The following is a 13,772-nucleotide window of genomic DNA, read 5'->3' on the forward strand; positions in this document are numbered from 1 at the left end:
CCCGCCGGTAAAAAACATTGTGAATTCTTATAGTTAAGCTCACATGCCAACTAACTGATTTATCCTGTCACCGGCACAGCAAAAAAGCAACAGCCAGCGCTGAGTGAACCGTGACAGCGGCAGACGATACTCAGTATTCACAGGCAAGGCGACTTGAAAGATCATTGAAGGGAGTGAGTGTCGGGGAAGCCATAGCAGAAGAGAATAACGATAAAGGCAAGGTCAGCCCGCCGGTCACTGACCGACGGGCAACAGAGGTCAGATAACACTGAAACCGTGAGTGGCATCTTTTTCAAGTTGAGCAACCAGACCATATTCCCAGTCCAGATAAGCCTGCATCGCCTGAGGGGCAACATCGGTACCCTCATAAGGCCGACGATAACGGTCTTTACGTTCTGACAGTAACCAGCTTTCGCCATGCTCTTCCGGTAAACCTGCGGCACGCCATGCGGCATTGCCCCCTTCCAGCACAACCACAGGCTTGCCCGTCAGTTGCTGTAACTGGTCCACGGCATAACGCGCCAGCAGGCTGCTGCCACAAGTGACAATGTAACGTTCAGCTTCCGGCAGTGCTCCCTGCCCGGCAAGCAGTGGGAGATCGGCTCTCAGCAACCAGCCGGCTCCGGGGATATGACCTTTGACATAGTTAGCGCTGGTGGTGAAATCGAAGATCTTCGTTCCACCCGTTGCCAGCCATTGCTCTGCCGTCCGGGCATCAATCTGTGGATGAAGTCCGGCTTCCGCCACTGGCACCCGCCACTCCCCCCCTTCACTGAATTCGCTGCCATCCAGACCGGTCAGCACTGCCACCTGCCAGTTCATCTGGGCCAGCCACGAGGCGGTAATATCAGCCCGGGTATGCAGATCATCCACCAGCACAATCCGTGCACCACGGACACTGGCGTAATGGTCGGTTTCCTGTACCAGCTGACCACCAGGCACATGACGCGCCCCTGGCAAGTGGCCTGCCACATACTCTTCAGCACTGCGGATATCAAACAGATAAGTAGTACGATCGGCTTGCTGTTGCCATTCCCGCAACTGTGCGAGCGAGATGTGGCTCACTCCCGCCTGCTCCGCAACATCCGCAGCCTGCTGTGAAGAGTGCACCCGGTTTTCCGCCGACAACTCTCCATACTGACGAGACTGCCCGTGTTCCAGGCTCAGCCCTGCCAGTGTCCAGCCAATGGTGCCATTGCGTAACGCAGCGACAGGGTTAGTTATTCCGGCATTTACCAGCGTCTGGGTGCCAATAATGCTGCGGGTACGACCGGCGCAGTTAATAATTACCTGAGTTTTATTCGAGCGCAGCAAATCGCGAATGCGCAGTAACAGCTCGCCGCCCGGCAGACTGAGACTGCCTGGAATATTCATCGTCTGATACTCGTCATAGCGACGAACATCGAAAATCTGCAGGTCAGCGCCACTGGCCTGTAATTCTGCCACCTGCTGTGCTGACAACGACGGAGTATGCCGCTGATGCTCCACCAGCTCGCCAAAGGCTTTTGAGGGGGAGTTAACATCGATAAATAATTGTTCACCCGCGCTACGCCAGCCTTCCAGCCCGCCTTCCAGCAAGGAAACATGGCTATAGCCCAACTTATGTAACAGTTGTGCCGCCGGTAACGCCAGCCCTTCACCATCATCGTAAATCACCACCGGAGTGGTGCGACGTGGGATCCGCGAAAACAGTTCAATTTCCAGCTTAGACAGTGGCAGATTCACGGCAAATAACGGATGACCGGTTGCATAAATTGCTTCTTCGCGCACATCCACCAACGCCAGTTCCTGTTGTGCCAGCAGTGTCTGGCGAATATCCGCTGCACTGCGCAGCGAGAAATGATGTTCATGACTCATGAGTAGATAATCCCCAGATATTAGGTAAACGCTGATTGGCATAACCGGAAATAAACAGTTTTTCACTGCCATCAGGACGGAAGGTTGCCCGTGAAACCTGACCGATATTGCCGCCGTAAACATGAATGCTGACCGAAACACGGTCCTGGTAGCTGTTAGAAACCTGGTGAATATCGCCTTCTTGCGGCGAGAGCTTCTCAACATCACCCGGATTAAGCACCACGGCTTCGCCTGACGCTGTCAGCCCATGACTGTCGCGGATAAATGACTGCGACTTTTCCGACCCCCGCAGCATACCAATCAGTCCCCAGACTCTGTGATCATGCACCGGCGTTTGCTGACCCGGGCCCCAGACAAAGCTGACAATTGAAAAACGTTCTGCAGAATCAACATGCAGCAAATACTGTTGATAATGTTCAGGATGCGGCACGGCGAATTCATCATCCAGCCAGTCATCTTCACTGACCAGTCGGGCCAGCAAAGGTGCACTATGCTGCAAAATTGCCGCTTCATCATCGGCCGGGAAGCGGTGTAATTCCTCAGAAAGCTCACGGATAAAACCGGTCAGCCGGGAATAATTTCTGGGTTTGCTCATGCGATTTTCCTTATGCTGTCAGGTGCTGTCGCAACGACTGCCGGACTAAGAATATGGTTCAACACTTCAGCCTCCAGCTCCGCCAGACGGGCATTGCCACGCCGACGCGGACGTGGAACATCGACAGTGAGGTCGAGCGTTACTTTACCTTCATCAATCAGTATCACTCTGTCGGCCAACGCCACAGCTTCACTGACATCATGAGTGACCAGAACCACGGTGAATCCATGTTCCTGCCACAGTGATTCGATCAGCGTCTGCATTTCGATACGGGTCAGCGCATCCAGTGCCCCCAGCGGTTCATCCAGCAGCAACAGTTCCGGCCGGTGAATCAGTGCCCTGGCCAGTGCAACCCGCTGTTTTTGCCCGCCCGACAATGCAGATGGCCACTCTTTGGCACGGTGAGCCAGTCCGACGGCTTCAAGCGCCTGTGCGGCATCTGACTGCCATTGACCTTTCAGACCCAGCCCGACATTGTCCAGCACGCTTTTCCACGGCAGCAACCGGGCTTCCTGGAACATTAACCGCGTCTCCTGCTGCGACTCCTGCAACGGCCGGCTGCCGCTCAGCAATTTGCCGCCATCGGCCTGTTCGAGCCCGGCCAGCAGCCGTAAAAAGGTGCTTTTACCACAGCCACTCCGGCCGACCACAGCGATAAACTGGCCTCCGTCAACCTGCAGATCGATATTATTCAGTACGGTACGCTCGCCATAACGCTTGCTGATATGCTGAATATTCAGTGGCGTCCCGGTCGGTGGTTGGTGAATTGTCATTAGTTTTTCTCCTTAGACTGGTAAGCCGGATGCCAGCGTAGCCAGACCCGTTCTAACAGCACGGTGCAGACATCAGCCAGTTTCCCGAGCAGTGCGTACAGAATAATGGCGACCACTACCACATCGGTTTGCAGGAACTCGCGCGCATTCATCGCCAGGTAGCCAATACCGGAGTCGGCAGAGATGGTTTCGGCGACAATCAGTGTCAGCCACATCACCCCGAGTGCATAACGGACCCCGACCATAATGGAAGGCAATGCTCCCGGTAATATCACCTGGCGGAACAGGCTGAACCCGCGTAATCCATAGCTACGGGCCATTTCCAGTAATCCACGGTCGATATTACGTATTCCGTGGTAAGTGTTGAGATAGATAGGGAACAAGGTGCCGAGTGCCACCAGAAATATTTTGGCGGTTTCATCAATACCGAACCATAGAATGACCAACGGGATCAGTGCCAGATGCGGAATATTGCGCAACATCTGTACCGAGGTATCCAGTAGCCGTTCACCGATGCGCGACAACCCGGTGATAAATCCCAGTAACAATCCGATAGAACCACCGATAGCAAAGCCGGTTAATGCCCTGGCGGTACTGATAGCCAGGTTACTGCCAAGTTCACCACTCAGAGTCATGCGCCAGAACGTTTTGCCAATAGTGACCGGTGCGGGCAGGATTCTGACCGACAGCCAGCCAATTTGAGCCGCCAGCTGCCACAGCACAATCACCACTATCGGTAACGCCCAGGGAACCAGTGCATTCAGCAACCGTCGGCTGACGGCTCGTGATTTTCCGGCGCGCTGAGTTCCAGGCTCCGGGGTATCCAGAGAGAAAATTGCCATTATTTACCTTCCTGTGAGGGAGTGGTGGCTGCGGCAGAACCCACGTCTGGCGCCGGAAGTTTAAAACTGTGATCAAAGGTAGCTGACACCTGAATGGTCTTAGGTAGCAGCCCGCTCTGGTGATAGAAATCGGCCGTCTGTTGCTGCTGGACTACCGTCTGTGAGTCGATGGACTGCCAGACCATATGCCGCCGGGTAAACGACAGTTTGACGGCATCGACCGGGAAACCGATGATTTTTGACAGCGTCTGACTGTAGCTGTCCGGATGCTGGTTGGCCCATTGCTGGGCGCTGGCCAGACGTAACAGGAAATCCTGTAAGGCTTTACGTTTCGCCGGATTGGCCAGCGCCGTGTCGGTGGCCGCCACATAGCTGTTACCGGCCCACAACCCACGGCCATTGACCAGTACCCGCAGGTGATCCTGAGTTTCCGCAAAGGCAGTGTAAGGTTCCCAGGTCGCCCAGACATCTACCGAACCACGCACCAGCGCCAGTTTGGCGTCGGCCGGGTCGAGGAAGCGGAAGTTCACATCACTGGCTTTCAGCCCTGCGCTGGCGAGGGCTTTCAGTGCCACAAAATGGCCGATTGACCCACGGTTTGTGGCAATGCTTTTACCTTTCAGGTCAGCCGCTGAATGCAGCGGACTGTTGGCATTCACCAGTAAGGCTGTGCCGTAAGCATCGGATTTAGCCACAGCAATAGCTTTTACCCGGGCCCCCCCGGCTTCAGCAAATAACAACGGAGCATCGCCGATTATACCGGCATCCACAGCTCCGGCATTTAGCGCCTCGCCTAACGGCGCAGCCGCAGGAAATTCGGTCCAGTGGATATGATAGGGTAAATGCTGTAAATCACCCGCCGCTTCCAGTACAGAACGCATCCCGCCCTTCTGGTCAGCTATCTGCAAGGTCACTTCTTCTGCATGTACGCTGGCTGCCGATGCACCCAGCAATATCATTAACGCAGAGATCCTTTTCATGGTTGCTCCTGAGTAGTAGTTGCCGGCGTCGCTGCAATCTTGTCAGCGCCTGTTGCCAGACTGAAATCAAAGGCATGGCTGACATCGACCGCTTTAGGTAATACTTTTTCCTGGTGGAAGACGTCGGCAGAATGTTGCAATGCAGCCTGAATGGTTTGGTTGAAAACGACCGGCGAGATTCGCGCACTGGCTATCCAGGCACGGGTCACATTCTGCGGCATATGCAGCTCTGTTGAGAGCGCCACGGAAAATTGTTGCGGGTGCTGTTGTGCCCAACGTTGTGCGCGTGCCAGACGGGTCAGTAAGTCGACAATAGCAGCCCGTTTAGGGCTGTTAATCGCATCCTGGCGCGCCAGCACAAAGGAGTAGCCACTCATGATCCCCAGGCCTCCTCCCTGCGGAACCCGTTGCGCATGGTCGATGAGTACCGCGGAAGAGAGATAAGGTTCCCACGGGGCCCATGCATCCACCGATCCGGAAGCCAGTGCGGCCCGTCCATCGGTCGGGCTGAGAAATCGTAATGAGACATCGGAAGGTGTAAGCCCTGCCCGTTTCAGTAACCCAAGCACCAGATACTGCCCCCAACCACCGCGGTTTACCGCAATGCGTTTTCCTTTTAAATCGGCGAGCGAGTGAATTCCTGCTCCGGGCCGCGACAGCAAGGCGATGCTGTCCGGATTATTTTGCCAGGCACCGACCGCTTTGACCGGTGCGCCGGCGGCATAGACATACAGGAAAGGCAAATCACCGGTAAATCCGACATCCAGCGCGCCTGCATTTAATGCCTCCTGCACCGGGGCACCGGCATCAAAAGAACTTAGTTGCAGATGGTAAGGAAGATGCTGCAGCTCCCCTGAGGCTTTAAGCGCCACCAGCCGGTCTCCTTTCACATCCCCCACCCGCAGGGTAACTTCATCTGCGGCATGAATCAGCGGGGAAACCAGCGCCAGCAATAACAGTGCCAGCGGTGTCCGTTTACTCATCAGGCAATCCTCGCCAGCGCATCTTCTGCAGCTACTTTTTCACGGGTCAACGGTAACAAAGCTTCACCAAACTCACGGGCATCGTTAAGCGGGTCGAAGCCCCGAATCAGCACATTTTTGATACCCAGTCGATAATATTCCAGCAATGCATCGGAGACCTGATCGGCAGTGCCGACCAGCGCCGTCGAGTTGTATCCACCCGCCACCAACCCGGCCACCCCGGTCCATAAATATTTATCCAGCCATTCCCCCTGTGCCGCCGCATCCCGCAGCCGTTGTGCACCGGTGCTCTGTGGTTTGGGCAATCCAAAATGATGACCGGAATCTGCCAGCTGCTTTTTTGCCAGCTGATATATATGCGCGGCTTTTTCCCGGGCTTCCGTTTCGGTGGCACCAATCACCGGACGGAAAGAGATACTGAAGTCGATGTTACGCTGATGGCGGGCGGCACTGGCACGCACGGCGGCCACGGTCTGGGCCGCACCGGCCAGTGGTTCACCCCACAGGGCAAACACATCCGCATGCTTGCCGGCAACCTCAATCGCCTCAGCAGAAGAACCGCCAAAATAGACAGGCAAACGGGACTGAGCGGGTTTAACGGCAGAGTACGCGGCTTCGGCCTGATAGTACTCCCCCTGATGGTCATAGGGGCGGGAACTGCTCAGGCTCTGTTGCAGAACATCCAGAAATTCATCGGTACGGGCATAACGTTGCGCTTTATTCAGATAATCGCCGTCACGCCGCTGTTCGGCATCACTGCCGCCGCTGATAATATGAACCGCCAGACGACCGTCCAGCAGTTGATCAAGGGTGGCCAGTTTACGGGCCGCCAGGGTTGGCGAGACAAAACCCGGACGGTGGGCCAGCAGAAATTTAATCCGTGATGTCTGGCTGCCTGCCAGTGCCGTCACCAGAAAGCCATCCGGTTGATCAGACCAGTAGCCAACCAGAATACGGTCAAACCCGGCCTGTTCGTGTACCCGGGCAAATTCACTGATATAGTGTTTATCAAACACCGGCCCTTGTGCCGGAATGATCTCGGATGCCAGGCGATGCCCGATCATCCCTAAAAAATTAATGCTCATGAGATCCCCTCTGTCATGATGCCGGCGAGTCACCAGCCGATAAGGGGCATCATATTCACTGGACCAACATGAGTGAAATTAATTTTTTAGCTAAGCTAATATAAAATTAACGCATAATAAAACCCATTTTGCTGAACGGTTTGCGTCCTCCCCCTCCTGGTCTGCCTGCCTCAGACAGTAAAATAGCTCTCAATCCCTCCGGCAATCGCTTTTGCCATCTTCATTCTGAACTGCCGTGTGCCCAGCAAATGCTCCTCCTGCGGATTGGTAATAAAGGAGGTTTCTATCAGGACCGAAGGAATGGAAGGTGATTTCAGCACCACAAACGCCGCCTGTTCGGGGTGATAACTGTGCATGGTATGTACGGTACGGATGTGCCCAATCATATGTCGGCACAGATCCAGACTACTTTTAATATTCTGGTTCTGTACCAGGTCGAAAAACACCTGCTGTAGCTGAGCATCTTTAGTTTGCACGTTAATATCGGCGTAATCATCGGCAGCATTCTCACGCTGCGACAGATAACGGGCCATGGTACTGCTGGCTCCGCGGGTAGAGAGCGCATATACCGAAGCGCCATGGGCCTGCGGGCTGGTAAATCCGTCGGCATGAATTGACAGGAACATATCCGCATTGTGCTGATGAGCGATTTCGACCCGCTGATACAGTGGGATAAAATGGTCATCTTCACGAGTTAACCGCACCTCAATATGCCGGTTGTCGGCAAACAGAGCCTGCAGATTATGGGCAATTTCCAGCACTACATGCTTCTCTTCCTCCCCCTTTTCACCGATGGCTCCCGGGTCTTTACCGCCATGTCCCGGGTCTATCATTACCAGTTTACGGGCATGAGGCTGCCTGGCTGCAGGTGACGTTGTCACCTCTACCGCGGCAGGTGTCCGGGAGAGCGTTCTGCGGCCCGGAGATGGCTGATTTTCTGTACTGCTGCGGGCAGGTGAAAGCGGAGTGAAAGTCAGAGTCGCGAATTCTTCTTTTGCCAGCGCCGGCAGGCATAAAGCCAGCCCGGACAACAGAAAATGGCGCCGGGCCAAAGTTAATTGTTTTTTCATCGTGTTTATCAGGTTCCTGACACGGGATCGGGTAAACAGGGATCGGTTGATAAGTATATCGATGATTCAGGTAACTTTTTTCCTGTTTGTTTTGCAAAATACGTCAGCCAGAGTTATCAGTTTACCTCTCCGCGACTCACTGTGGGCAAACCAAAACCAGGCCCGCCAGCATCTTCCGGAAAATGTGTCCATAGCCAGGATGTCCCTGGTGTATGACATCGCCTGTCAGAATGACAGTTTCCGGAGCAAATATGACCGGATAAGCGACTATCATACCAGGCTGTCCCCGTATACTTGCTTTACCCTGTTGTGAATAGGAAATAACATGAAATTATTCAGTCGTAGTTTTAAAGATGGTGAAACCATACCAGGTAAAAATAGTTTTGCTGTTTACGATGCAGAAAATCATATCCGGTTATCTGACAACCTGAATCCACATCTGGGCTGGGAAGATATCCCGGCCGGCAGCCGGTCATTAGTATTGCTATGTCACGATCCGGACGTGCCTTCTGAAGGTGAGAATGTCAATCAGGCAGGCCGAACCGTTGCTGCGTCACTTCCAAGAATCAATTTTTTCCATTGGGCATTACTTAATATTCCGCCGGAACAATACGAGATTGAAGAAGGCTCTCAATCCAGCGGAATTACGGTGAAAGGAAAATCTGGCCCTGACGCGCCTCAGGGGCTGTTGCATGGTATTAATGATTACACGGCATGGTTCGCAGGAGATGAGTCGATGGCCGGAGACTATTATGGTTATGATGGCCCTTGTCCGCCGTGGAATGATGAAATAATTCACCGTTATATATTTACTTTGTACGCACTTCCAACAGCAGAGTTATCTGTCAGTGGCGAGCTGACCGGGGCTAATATATTCAACGCCCTGAATAGCAGCGAGATTCTGGCCAAAGCAACACTTACCGGAGTTTACAGCCTAAACCCTGATGTGACTGCCTGACAGTGCACCATGGAGCGACCAGCCACCGATGATTAAAAAAAGTCCATATTATCAACCTGTAACACATAAAACTGAGGAGGTTAATCCCTCCGACGGGTCTGTTTTTTTCGCCAGCAGCTTCAGCCGACCCGGGCTGCTGTCGGTGGCTTACCCTCAGTTGAAAGTAAAGCAACATACCCGTTCTTTCTTTTTTTATGAGCCTACGGTGTTGATCGTTCTGACCGGAAGCATTGAATTTACGATTTCCGGTGCAACGCACAGACTGGCAAACGGTGATTCGGTCGCGTTTATCGATCAGGGGGTGATTGCTGATTACACTAAATCCCCCCCGGATATCGGCACACCGTTTCGTTCGCTGTTTCTTACTTTCAGTGAAGGGGTGTCAGAACATTTTTATCAGTTATTTGAACAGCACCATTCTCCAGTAAAAAGCAGACCACAGATAAACAGGATAGCGCTTACTGAAGCACTGAATGAGTCCGTGATGCGATTGCTGAATGAAGCAGTACGAACGGATATCAGTGATGACCGGATTCGTCTGCGGATTTATGACTTACTGCTACTGATGGCCGAACATGGGGTTCATTTTGCGTTGTCTCAACGCAAGGGCATTTTCCCGCGACTGAGTCATCTGCTACGCGATGCACCAGAAATGACCTGGACTGCGCGGGTTGCCGGAGAAAAACTGGCAATGAGCGAATCGACCTTGCGCAGACGTCTGCGTGAGGAAGGGCTGAGCTTTGAGAAACTACTGCTGGATATTCGTATGCAGCATGGCCTGATGTTGGTACAAACCACCCAATGGAATATGGCGCAGGTAGCTGATGCCTGTGGTTACCAGTCCGCATCACGCTTTGCGGAAAGATTTACTCAGCGCTTTGGCCTCTCGCCTTCAAAGTTTCGCTGAGCAATCTGATAGCATAATTACCGGCAAACCAGAGCCAGCTGATGCGTCTTGCAGGAAAGTAGCCCCGCCGTGTTCAGCAACGGGGCTGAAAGTACTGTTTAGTCAGACGACACCCGCCAGACCGCGTTTCCGACATCATCTGCAATAATCAGTGCGCCCTGCTGGTCCTGCATCAGACCGACGGGTGCCCCATACAGCTGTTTCTGATCCGCTGAATAGAAGCCGGTCACTACCGGTTCTGGTTTTCCGGTGGGCTGACCGTTGCTGAAGGCCACATAAGAGACCTGATAACCGCTCAGCGGCGAGCGATCCCAGCTACCGTGTTCACTGATAAATGCCCCGCCATGATATTTCTGCGGCAGTGACTGACCGGTATAGAACCATAAACCCAGCGGTGCCACATGTGACCCTATCGCATAATCGGGCTTAAGCGCTTTTTCGACTAAATCGGGTCGTTGAGGCATGGCCCGTGGATCGACATGCTGGCCATAGTAGCTGTAAGGCCAGCCGTAAAATCCGCCCTGTTGTACCGAAGTCAGATAATCCGGCACCAGATCAGCCCCAATTTCATCCCGTTCGTTGGCAATCGCCCACAGTTTTCCGCCCGAGGGTTCCCACTGCAATCCGGTCGGGTTTCGGATACCACTGGCGTAAATCCGGCTGGCACCGGTATCGGTGAACACCTCAAGAATATCGGCCCGGCGATATTCCACTTCCGGGCCATTTTCGGTCACGTTACTGTTGGAACCGACTCCGACATACAGTCGCGTGCCGTCACGGCTGGCAAGCAGTGACTTGGTCCAGTGGTGATTGATGGTATTTGGTAAATCGGCCAGTTCACTGCCCGGGTCAGTTATCTCTGTCTGCCCGGTCTGATAAGGGTAACGCCAGATACTGTCGGTATTCGCTACATACAGTGTGTTACCAATCAGCTGAACCCCAAACGGAGAATTGAGATGTTGCAGAAACAGATGCTTTTCCCAGCCATTAGCGGTGTGGCGCAGCAGGGTTATCTGGTTGCCCCCTTTTGCTCCTTTACCTGATTTATTTTTCACCAACGACGCAATCATCTGTTTCGGCGTGGTCACCGCCTCAGTACCCGGACTGTTACTTTCCACCACCAGCACATCGTTGTTTGGTAACACGTAAATTTGTCGCGGATGCTTTAAGTCTGAAGCTATCTTCTCAATTTTTAATCCTGCCGCGACTTTCGGCGTTGCCCCTTGCTGCCAGCCTGCGGCATCCGGTACCTGCATCGGTGGTACCAGGAAGTTTTTCGCCACCGGCAGATGCGGGTCACTGCCGGACTGTTGTTCCGGGGTCAACTTTGCCTGCTGATCACAGCCGGACAGGCCTAAAGCAATAATGACCGCCAACGGGGCCAGTTTCAGCGTATTGTTCATGGTCTGCCTCCTGCATAATTCCGTGACCGGCCGCTGACCACCAGAGCACCCAGTGCCAGGCAGATGACCGTAATTACCGATAACACCACGTTTTCCGGCACTATCCCGTAGGCATCACGGCTGTGAACGAAAGCATTAAAAATAGCGGCAATAATGGCCAGCACATTCAGCCAGAAACTCAACCGCTGCATTCTGCGCCCCGGATAATCAGGGCCGGACCAGACCTGTACCAGGTTAATTAACCGCGGAATAATGGCAAACAACAACCCCAGGGTAATCAGCCAGCTGGCAGACTTTTGCCACAGGATTTGGCTGCTGTACATATAGGTGATATCAAAAATCAATGCGCCGACAAAAAAACCATAGGGAACCGGGTTTAACAGTTCAAAAATTCCCGTCGCCAGCACCGATCCCCGCCGCCTTTCAGGTACATTCATAATAAGATTCCTTATCTCTGACTGAATGTTGTCTTACCACAGTCACTACCGGTAAGCCGGAATATCCTTGTTTCCGAAGTTGAAAGCGCTCCCTGCCCCGTTAAGCATAGCGGGATATGGCAAAATGTTTCTTTACTTCACTAATTGTTAACAAGAATGAGATTATTCGCCTCCTGCCAGCCGCCATGATTTCACTGTCGGTGAACAATAAGCCTGCCAGAGTACAGATAACCGACAGAACGTTTTAAAGTTAGGCAGTTGAATCGTAATATGTTTATCCGTATTGACAACCTGCCATCAGGTCATTAATATTCGCCCCGTCTTCACGACAATTCCTCTGTAGTTCAGTCGGTAGAACGGCGGACTGTTAATCCGTATGTCACTGGTTCGAGTCCAGTCAGAGGAGCCATTTTAAAGAAGCCCGCTCAGGGAAACCTGAGCGGGCTTTTTGCTGTTTATCAATGGGCAACCCATTCCCTCTTCTCTACAAACGTCTGATATAAAACTCTCAAAGCTACATCACATTACTGCTTATTCGTTGGTACAATCGACCTGTCTCATCAGATCGGATGCCGGAACAGTCCGATAAAATGCCATTGAGGCAAAATTAGTATGGGGGTCCTGCTCTTCCCCGGCATCATTACAGCCTTCACCACACAGGCAGGATTTAGCAAAGACGCGGTTATGCTCGCGTTCTTCCGCTAACCATTTTTCCTCTGCCTTCTGCTGCTCCTGCTCTTCAGCATTATCTTCCCGGATATAGCCGTCCGATATTGACTGGATAAACCGTGCCCGGCACGGACAGGAACTGACACTGTCCAACGTTCCTGCCAGCCTTCTCCCTTCGTCCCAGGTATCGGATGTGCCACCCAGTATCTGATATGTCCCCGGATGCTTACCGCACGATACGATATCGCCTTCCAGTGCGCCTGCCACGCCATACCAGCTGAGCGTTTCATCGCCGGTCAGTATCTTCCCGCCACAGGTCGTCGAATCACCTACCCGCAGGTAAAATCCCATTGCACCCATGAATATTTTCTCCCTCCCTGGAAGATGATATTTAACTCTGTTTCAGGAACCAACCCGTTGGCATCTGACCCGCTATCCTTATTCCCTGCTGTTAAATAGTTATGATATGTTTAACAATACCTGAGCAATTATTTTAATTAATAACTAAAGTTTCTGTTATCTTGTGCGGAATCAATGAAGTGTTCTTTTTCGGGAAGTCTGAATATCCATTTTTAAAAACCATTAAATCAGCTGCCGGATTAAGGGTTCGTCCAGTCACCACATCCATTAAAACATCCCTGGTGACATTAAATCGCTGGCAGAGTAGCTTCGATGCACTGTTTACCAACAGCCAGGGTAAAAGGTTACACCCCCTACTTCTGACTAAAGGTTTTCAGCCATGCTGCCTTTATAATATTTTCTCATCCCCCGTAAATTAAACCGGTAATATAATACCATTATGCCCGTATTATCGTAGTTTTCGGTTAAAAACCTTTAGGATAAGTTAACTCAAAAATCACTGTCCTGCCCGGAACCCTGAGGGCAGGCAACAGGCGAAACCTGCTCCCATTACCAGTTTAACACTAACAATTCCATAAGAATTCTCGCCATTATTGGATGACAAATTTATCATTTCGATGTCAGAGTTTTGTCAGCAGTTGCTTGTTATATTGAGCACACATCAATTCAATTGAGAGATTATGGTTAATATACTCTTCGTATCAGAAAATCCATTCACATGCGAGGAGATATTCACGATCATTACAACGCATTAAATTGTATTAATAACCACCTGGTTATATTTTTAATTTAATAAAATTTACCATCATTGCTAATTCAGTTCATAAATGATGGCACAACTTACCACTCGCCC

14 protein-coding genes and 1 tRNA gene are annotated in these 13,772 nt (G+C 52.1%); 4 read left to right on the plus strand and 11 right to left on the minus strand.

The features are described 5' to 3' along the window. Positions 1-110: 110 nt before the first annotated feature. Positions 111-266 (plus strand): hypothetical protein, encoded by a 156-nt coding sequence (locus tag A7K98_RS21345; RefSeq protein ID WP_157665934.1) that lies wholly within the window; start codon positions 111-113, stop codon positions 264-266. On the opposite strand, the gene A7K98_RS11715 is transcribed toward A7K98_RS21345, so the two are convergent. The 8 genes from A7K98_RS11715 to A7K98_RS11750 form a co-directional block, all read right to left on the minus strand. Next, on the minus strand, positions 259-1,857 hold the full coding sequence (locus A7K98_RS11715) for a rhodanese homology domain-containing protein (protein ID WP_087488723.1): 1,599 nt from the start codon (positions 1,855-1,857) through the stop codon (positions 259-261). The genes A7K98_RS21345 and A7K98_RS11715 overlap by 8 nt on opposite strands. Beyond that, positions 1,847-2,452, minus strand: a complete 606-nt coding sequence (locus tag A7K98_RS11720; protein ID WP_087488724.1) for a cysteine dioxygenase family protein — start codon at positions 2,450-2,452, stop codon at positions 1,847-1,849. Before A7K98_RS11720 ends, A7K98_RS11715 begins: the two co-directional genes overlap by 11 nt. After that, complete coding sequence (gene ssuB / locus A7K98_RS11725; protein ID WP_087488725.1) at positions 2,449-3,225, minus strand: aliphatic sulfonates ABC transporter ATP-binding protein; 777 nt, start codon at positions 3,223-3,225, stop codon at positions 2,449-2,451. The genes A7K98_RS11720 and ssuB overlap by 4 nt, the downstream gene beginning before the upstream one ends. Further along, on the minus strand, positions 3,225-4,067 hold the full coding sequence (gene ssuC, locus A7K98_RS11730) for an aliphatic sulfonate ABC transporter permease SsuC (RefSeq protein WP_087488726.1): 843 nt from the start codon (positions 4,065-4,067) through the stop codon (positions 3,225-3,227). The genes ssuB and ssuC overlap by 1 nt, the downstream gene beginning before the upstream one ends. Continuing rightward, positions 4,067-5,047 (minus strand): ABC transporter substrate-binding protein, encoded by a 981-nt coding sequence (locus A7K98_RS11735; protein ID WP_087488727.1) that lies wholly within the window; start codon positions 5,045-5,047, stop codon positions 4,067-4,069. The genes ssuC and A7K98_RS11735 overlap by 1 nt, the downstream gene beginning before the upstream one ends. Beyond that, positions 5,044-6,030 carry an ABC transporter substrate-binding protein gene (locus tag A7K98_RS11740; protein ID WP_087488728.1) on the minus strand — a complete coding sequence of 329 codons (987 nt, stop codon included), beginning with the start codon at positions 6,028-6,030 and terminating at the stop codon, positions 5,044-5,046. Before A7K98_RS11740 ends, A7K98_RS11735 begins: the two co-directional genes overlap by 4 nt. After that, positions 6,030-7,115 (minus strand): LLM class flavin-dependent oxidoreductase, encoded by a 1,086-nt coding sequence (locus A7K98_RS11745; RefSeq protein ID WP_087488729.1) that lies wholly within the window; start codon positions 7,113-7,115, stop codon positions 6,030-6,032. The genes A7K98_RS11740 and A7K98_RS11745 overlap by 1 nt, the downstream gene beginning before the upstream one ends. A 170-nt stretch (positions 7,116-7,285) precedes the next feature. Further along, on the minus strand, positions 7,286-8,185 hold the full coding sequence (locus tag A7K98_RS11750) for an N-acetylmuramoyl-L-alanine amidase (RefSeq protein ID WP_087488730.1): 900 nt from the start codon (positions 8,183-8,185) through the stop codon (positions 7,286-7,288). Positions 8,186-8,510: 325 nt separating this feature from the next. Between A7K98_RS11750 and A7K98_RS11760 the strand changes: the two genes are divergently transcribed. Beyond that, complete coding sequence (locus A7K98_RS11760; protein WP_087488732.1) at positions 8,511-9,143, plus strand: YbhB/YbcL family Raf kinase inhibitor-like protein; 633 nt, start codon at positions 8,511-8,513, stop codon at positions 9,141-9,143. Positions 9,144-9,285: 142 nt separating this feature from the next. Then, on the plus strand, positions 9,286-10,050 hold the full coding sequence (locus A7K98_RS11765) for a helix-turn-helix transcriptional regulator (protein ID WP_232461534.1): 765 nt from the start codon (positions 9,286-9,288) through the stop codon (positions 10,048-10,050). 98 nt (positions 10,051-10,148) lie between these two features. On the opposite strand, the gene A7K98_RS11770 is transcribed toward A7K98_RS11765, so the two are convergent. Together A7K98_RS11770 and A7K98_RS11775 are read right to left on the minus strand one after the other, a co-directional pair. Beyond that, positions 10,149-11,453, minus strand: a complete 1,305-nt coding sequence (locus A7K98_RS11770; protein ID WP_087488734.1) for a PQQ-dependent sugar dehydrogenase — start codon at positions 11,451-11,453, stop codon at positions 10,149-10,151. Then, positions 11,450-11,890 carry a DUF2231 domain-containing protein gene (locus A7K98_RS11775; protein WP_087488735.1) on the minus strand — a complete coding sequence of 147 codons (441 nt, stop codon included), beginning with the start codon at positions 11,888-11,890 and terminating at the stop codon, positions 11,450-11,452. The genes A7K98_RS11770 and A7K98_RS11775 overlap by 4 nt, the downstream gene beginning before the upstream one ends. A 333-nt stretch (positions 11,891-12,223) precedes the next feature. Here A7K98_RS11775 and A7K98_RS11780 point away from each other — a divergent pair. Beyond that, positions 12,224-12,299: transfer RNA gene (locus tag A7K98_RS11780), tRNA-Asn, on the plus strand. Between the two features lie 122 nt (positions 12,300-12,421). On the opposite strand, the gene A7K98_RS11785 is transcribed toward A7K98_RS11780, so the two are convergent. Next, a complete protein-coding gene (locus tag A7K98_RS11785; RefSeq protein WP_087488736.1) occupies positions 12,422-12,919 on the minus strand; it encodes a PAAR domain-containing protein in 498 nt (165 codons plus the stop codon). Positions 12,920-13,772 lie beyond the last annotated feature (853 nt).

This window comes from Tatumella citrea (genome assembly GCF_002163585.1).
In the GTDB taxonomy this organism is placed as follows: Bacteria; Pseudomonadota; Gammaproteobacteria; order Enterobacterales; family Enterobacteriaceae; genus Tatumella; species Tatumella citrea.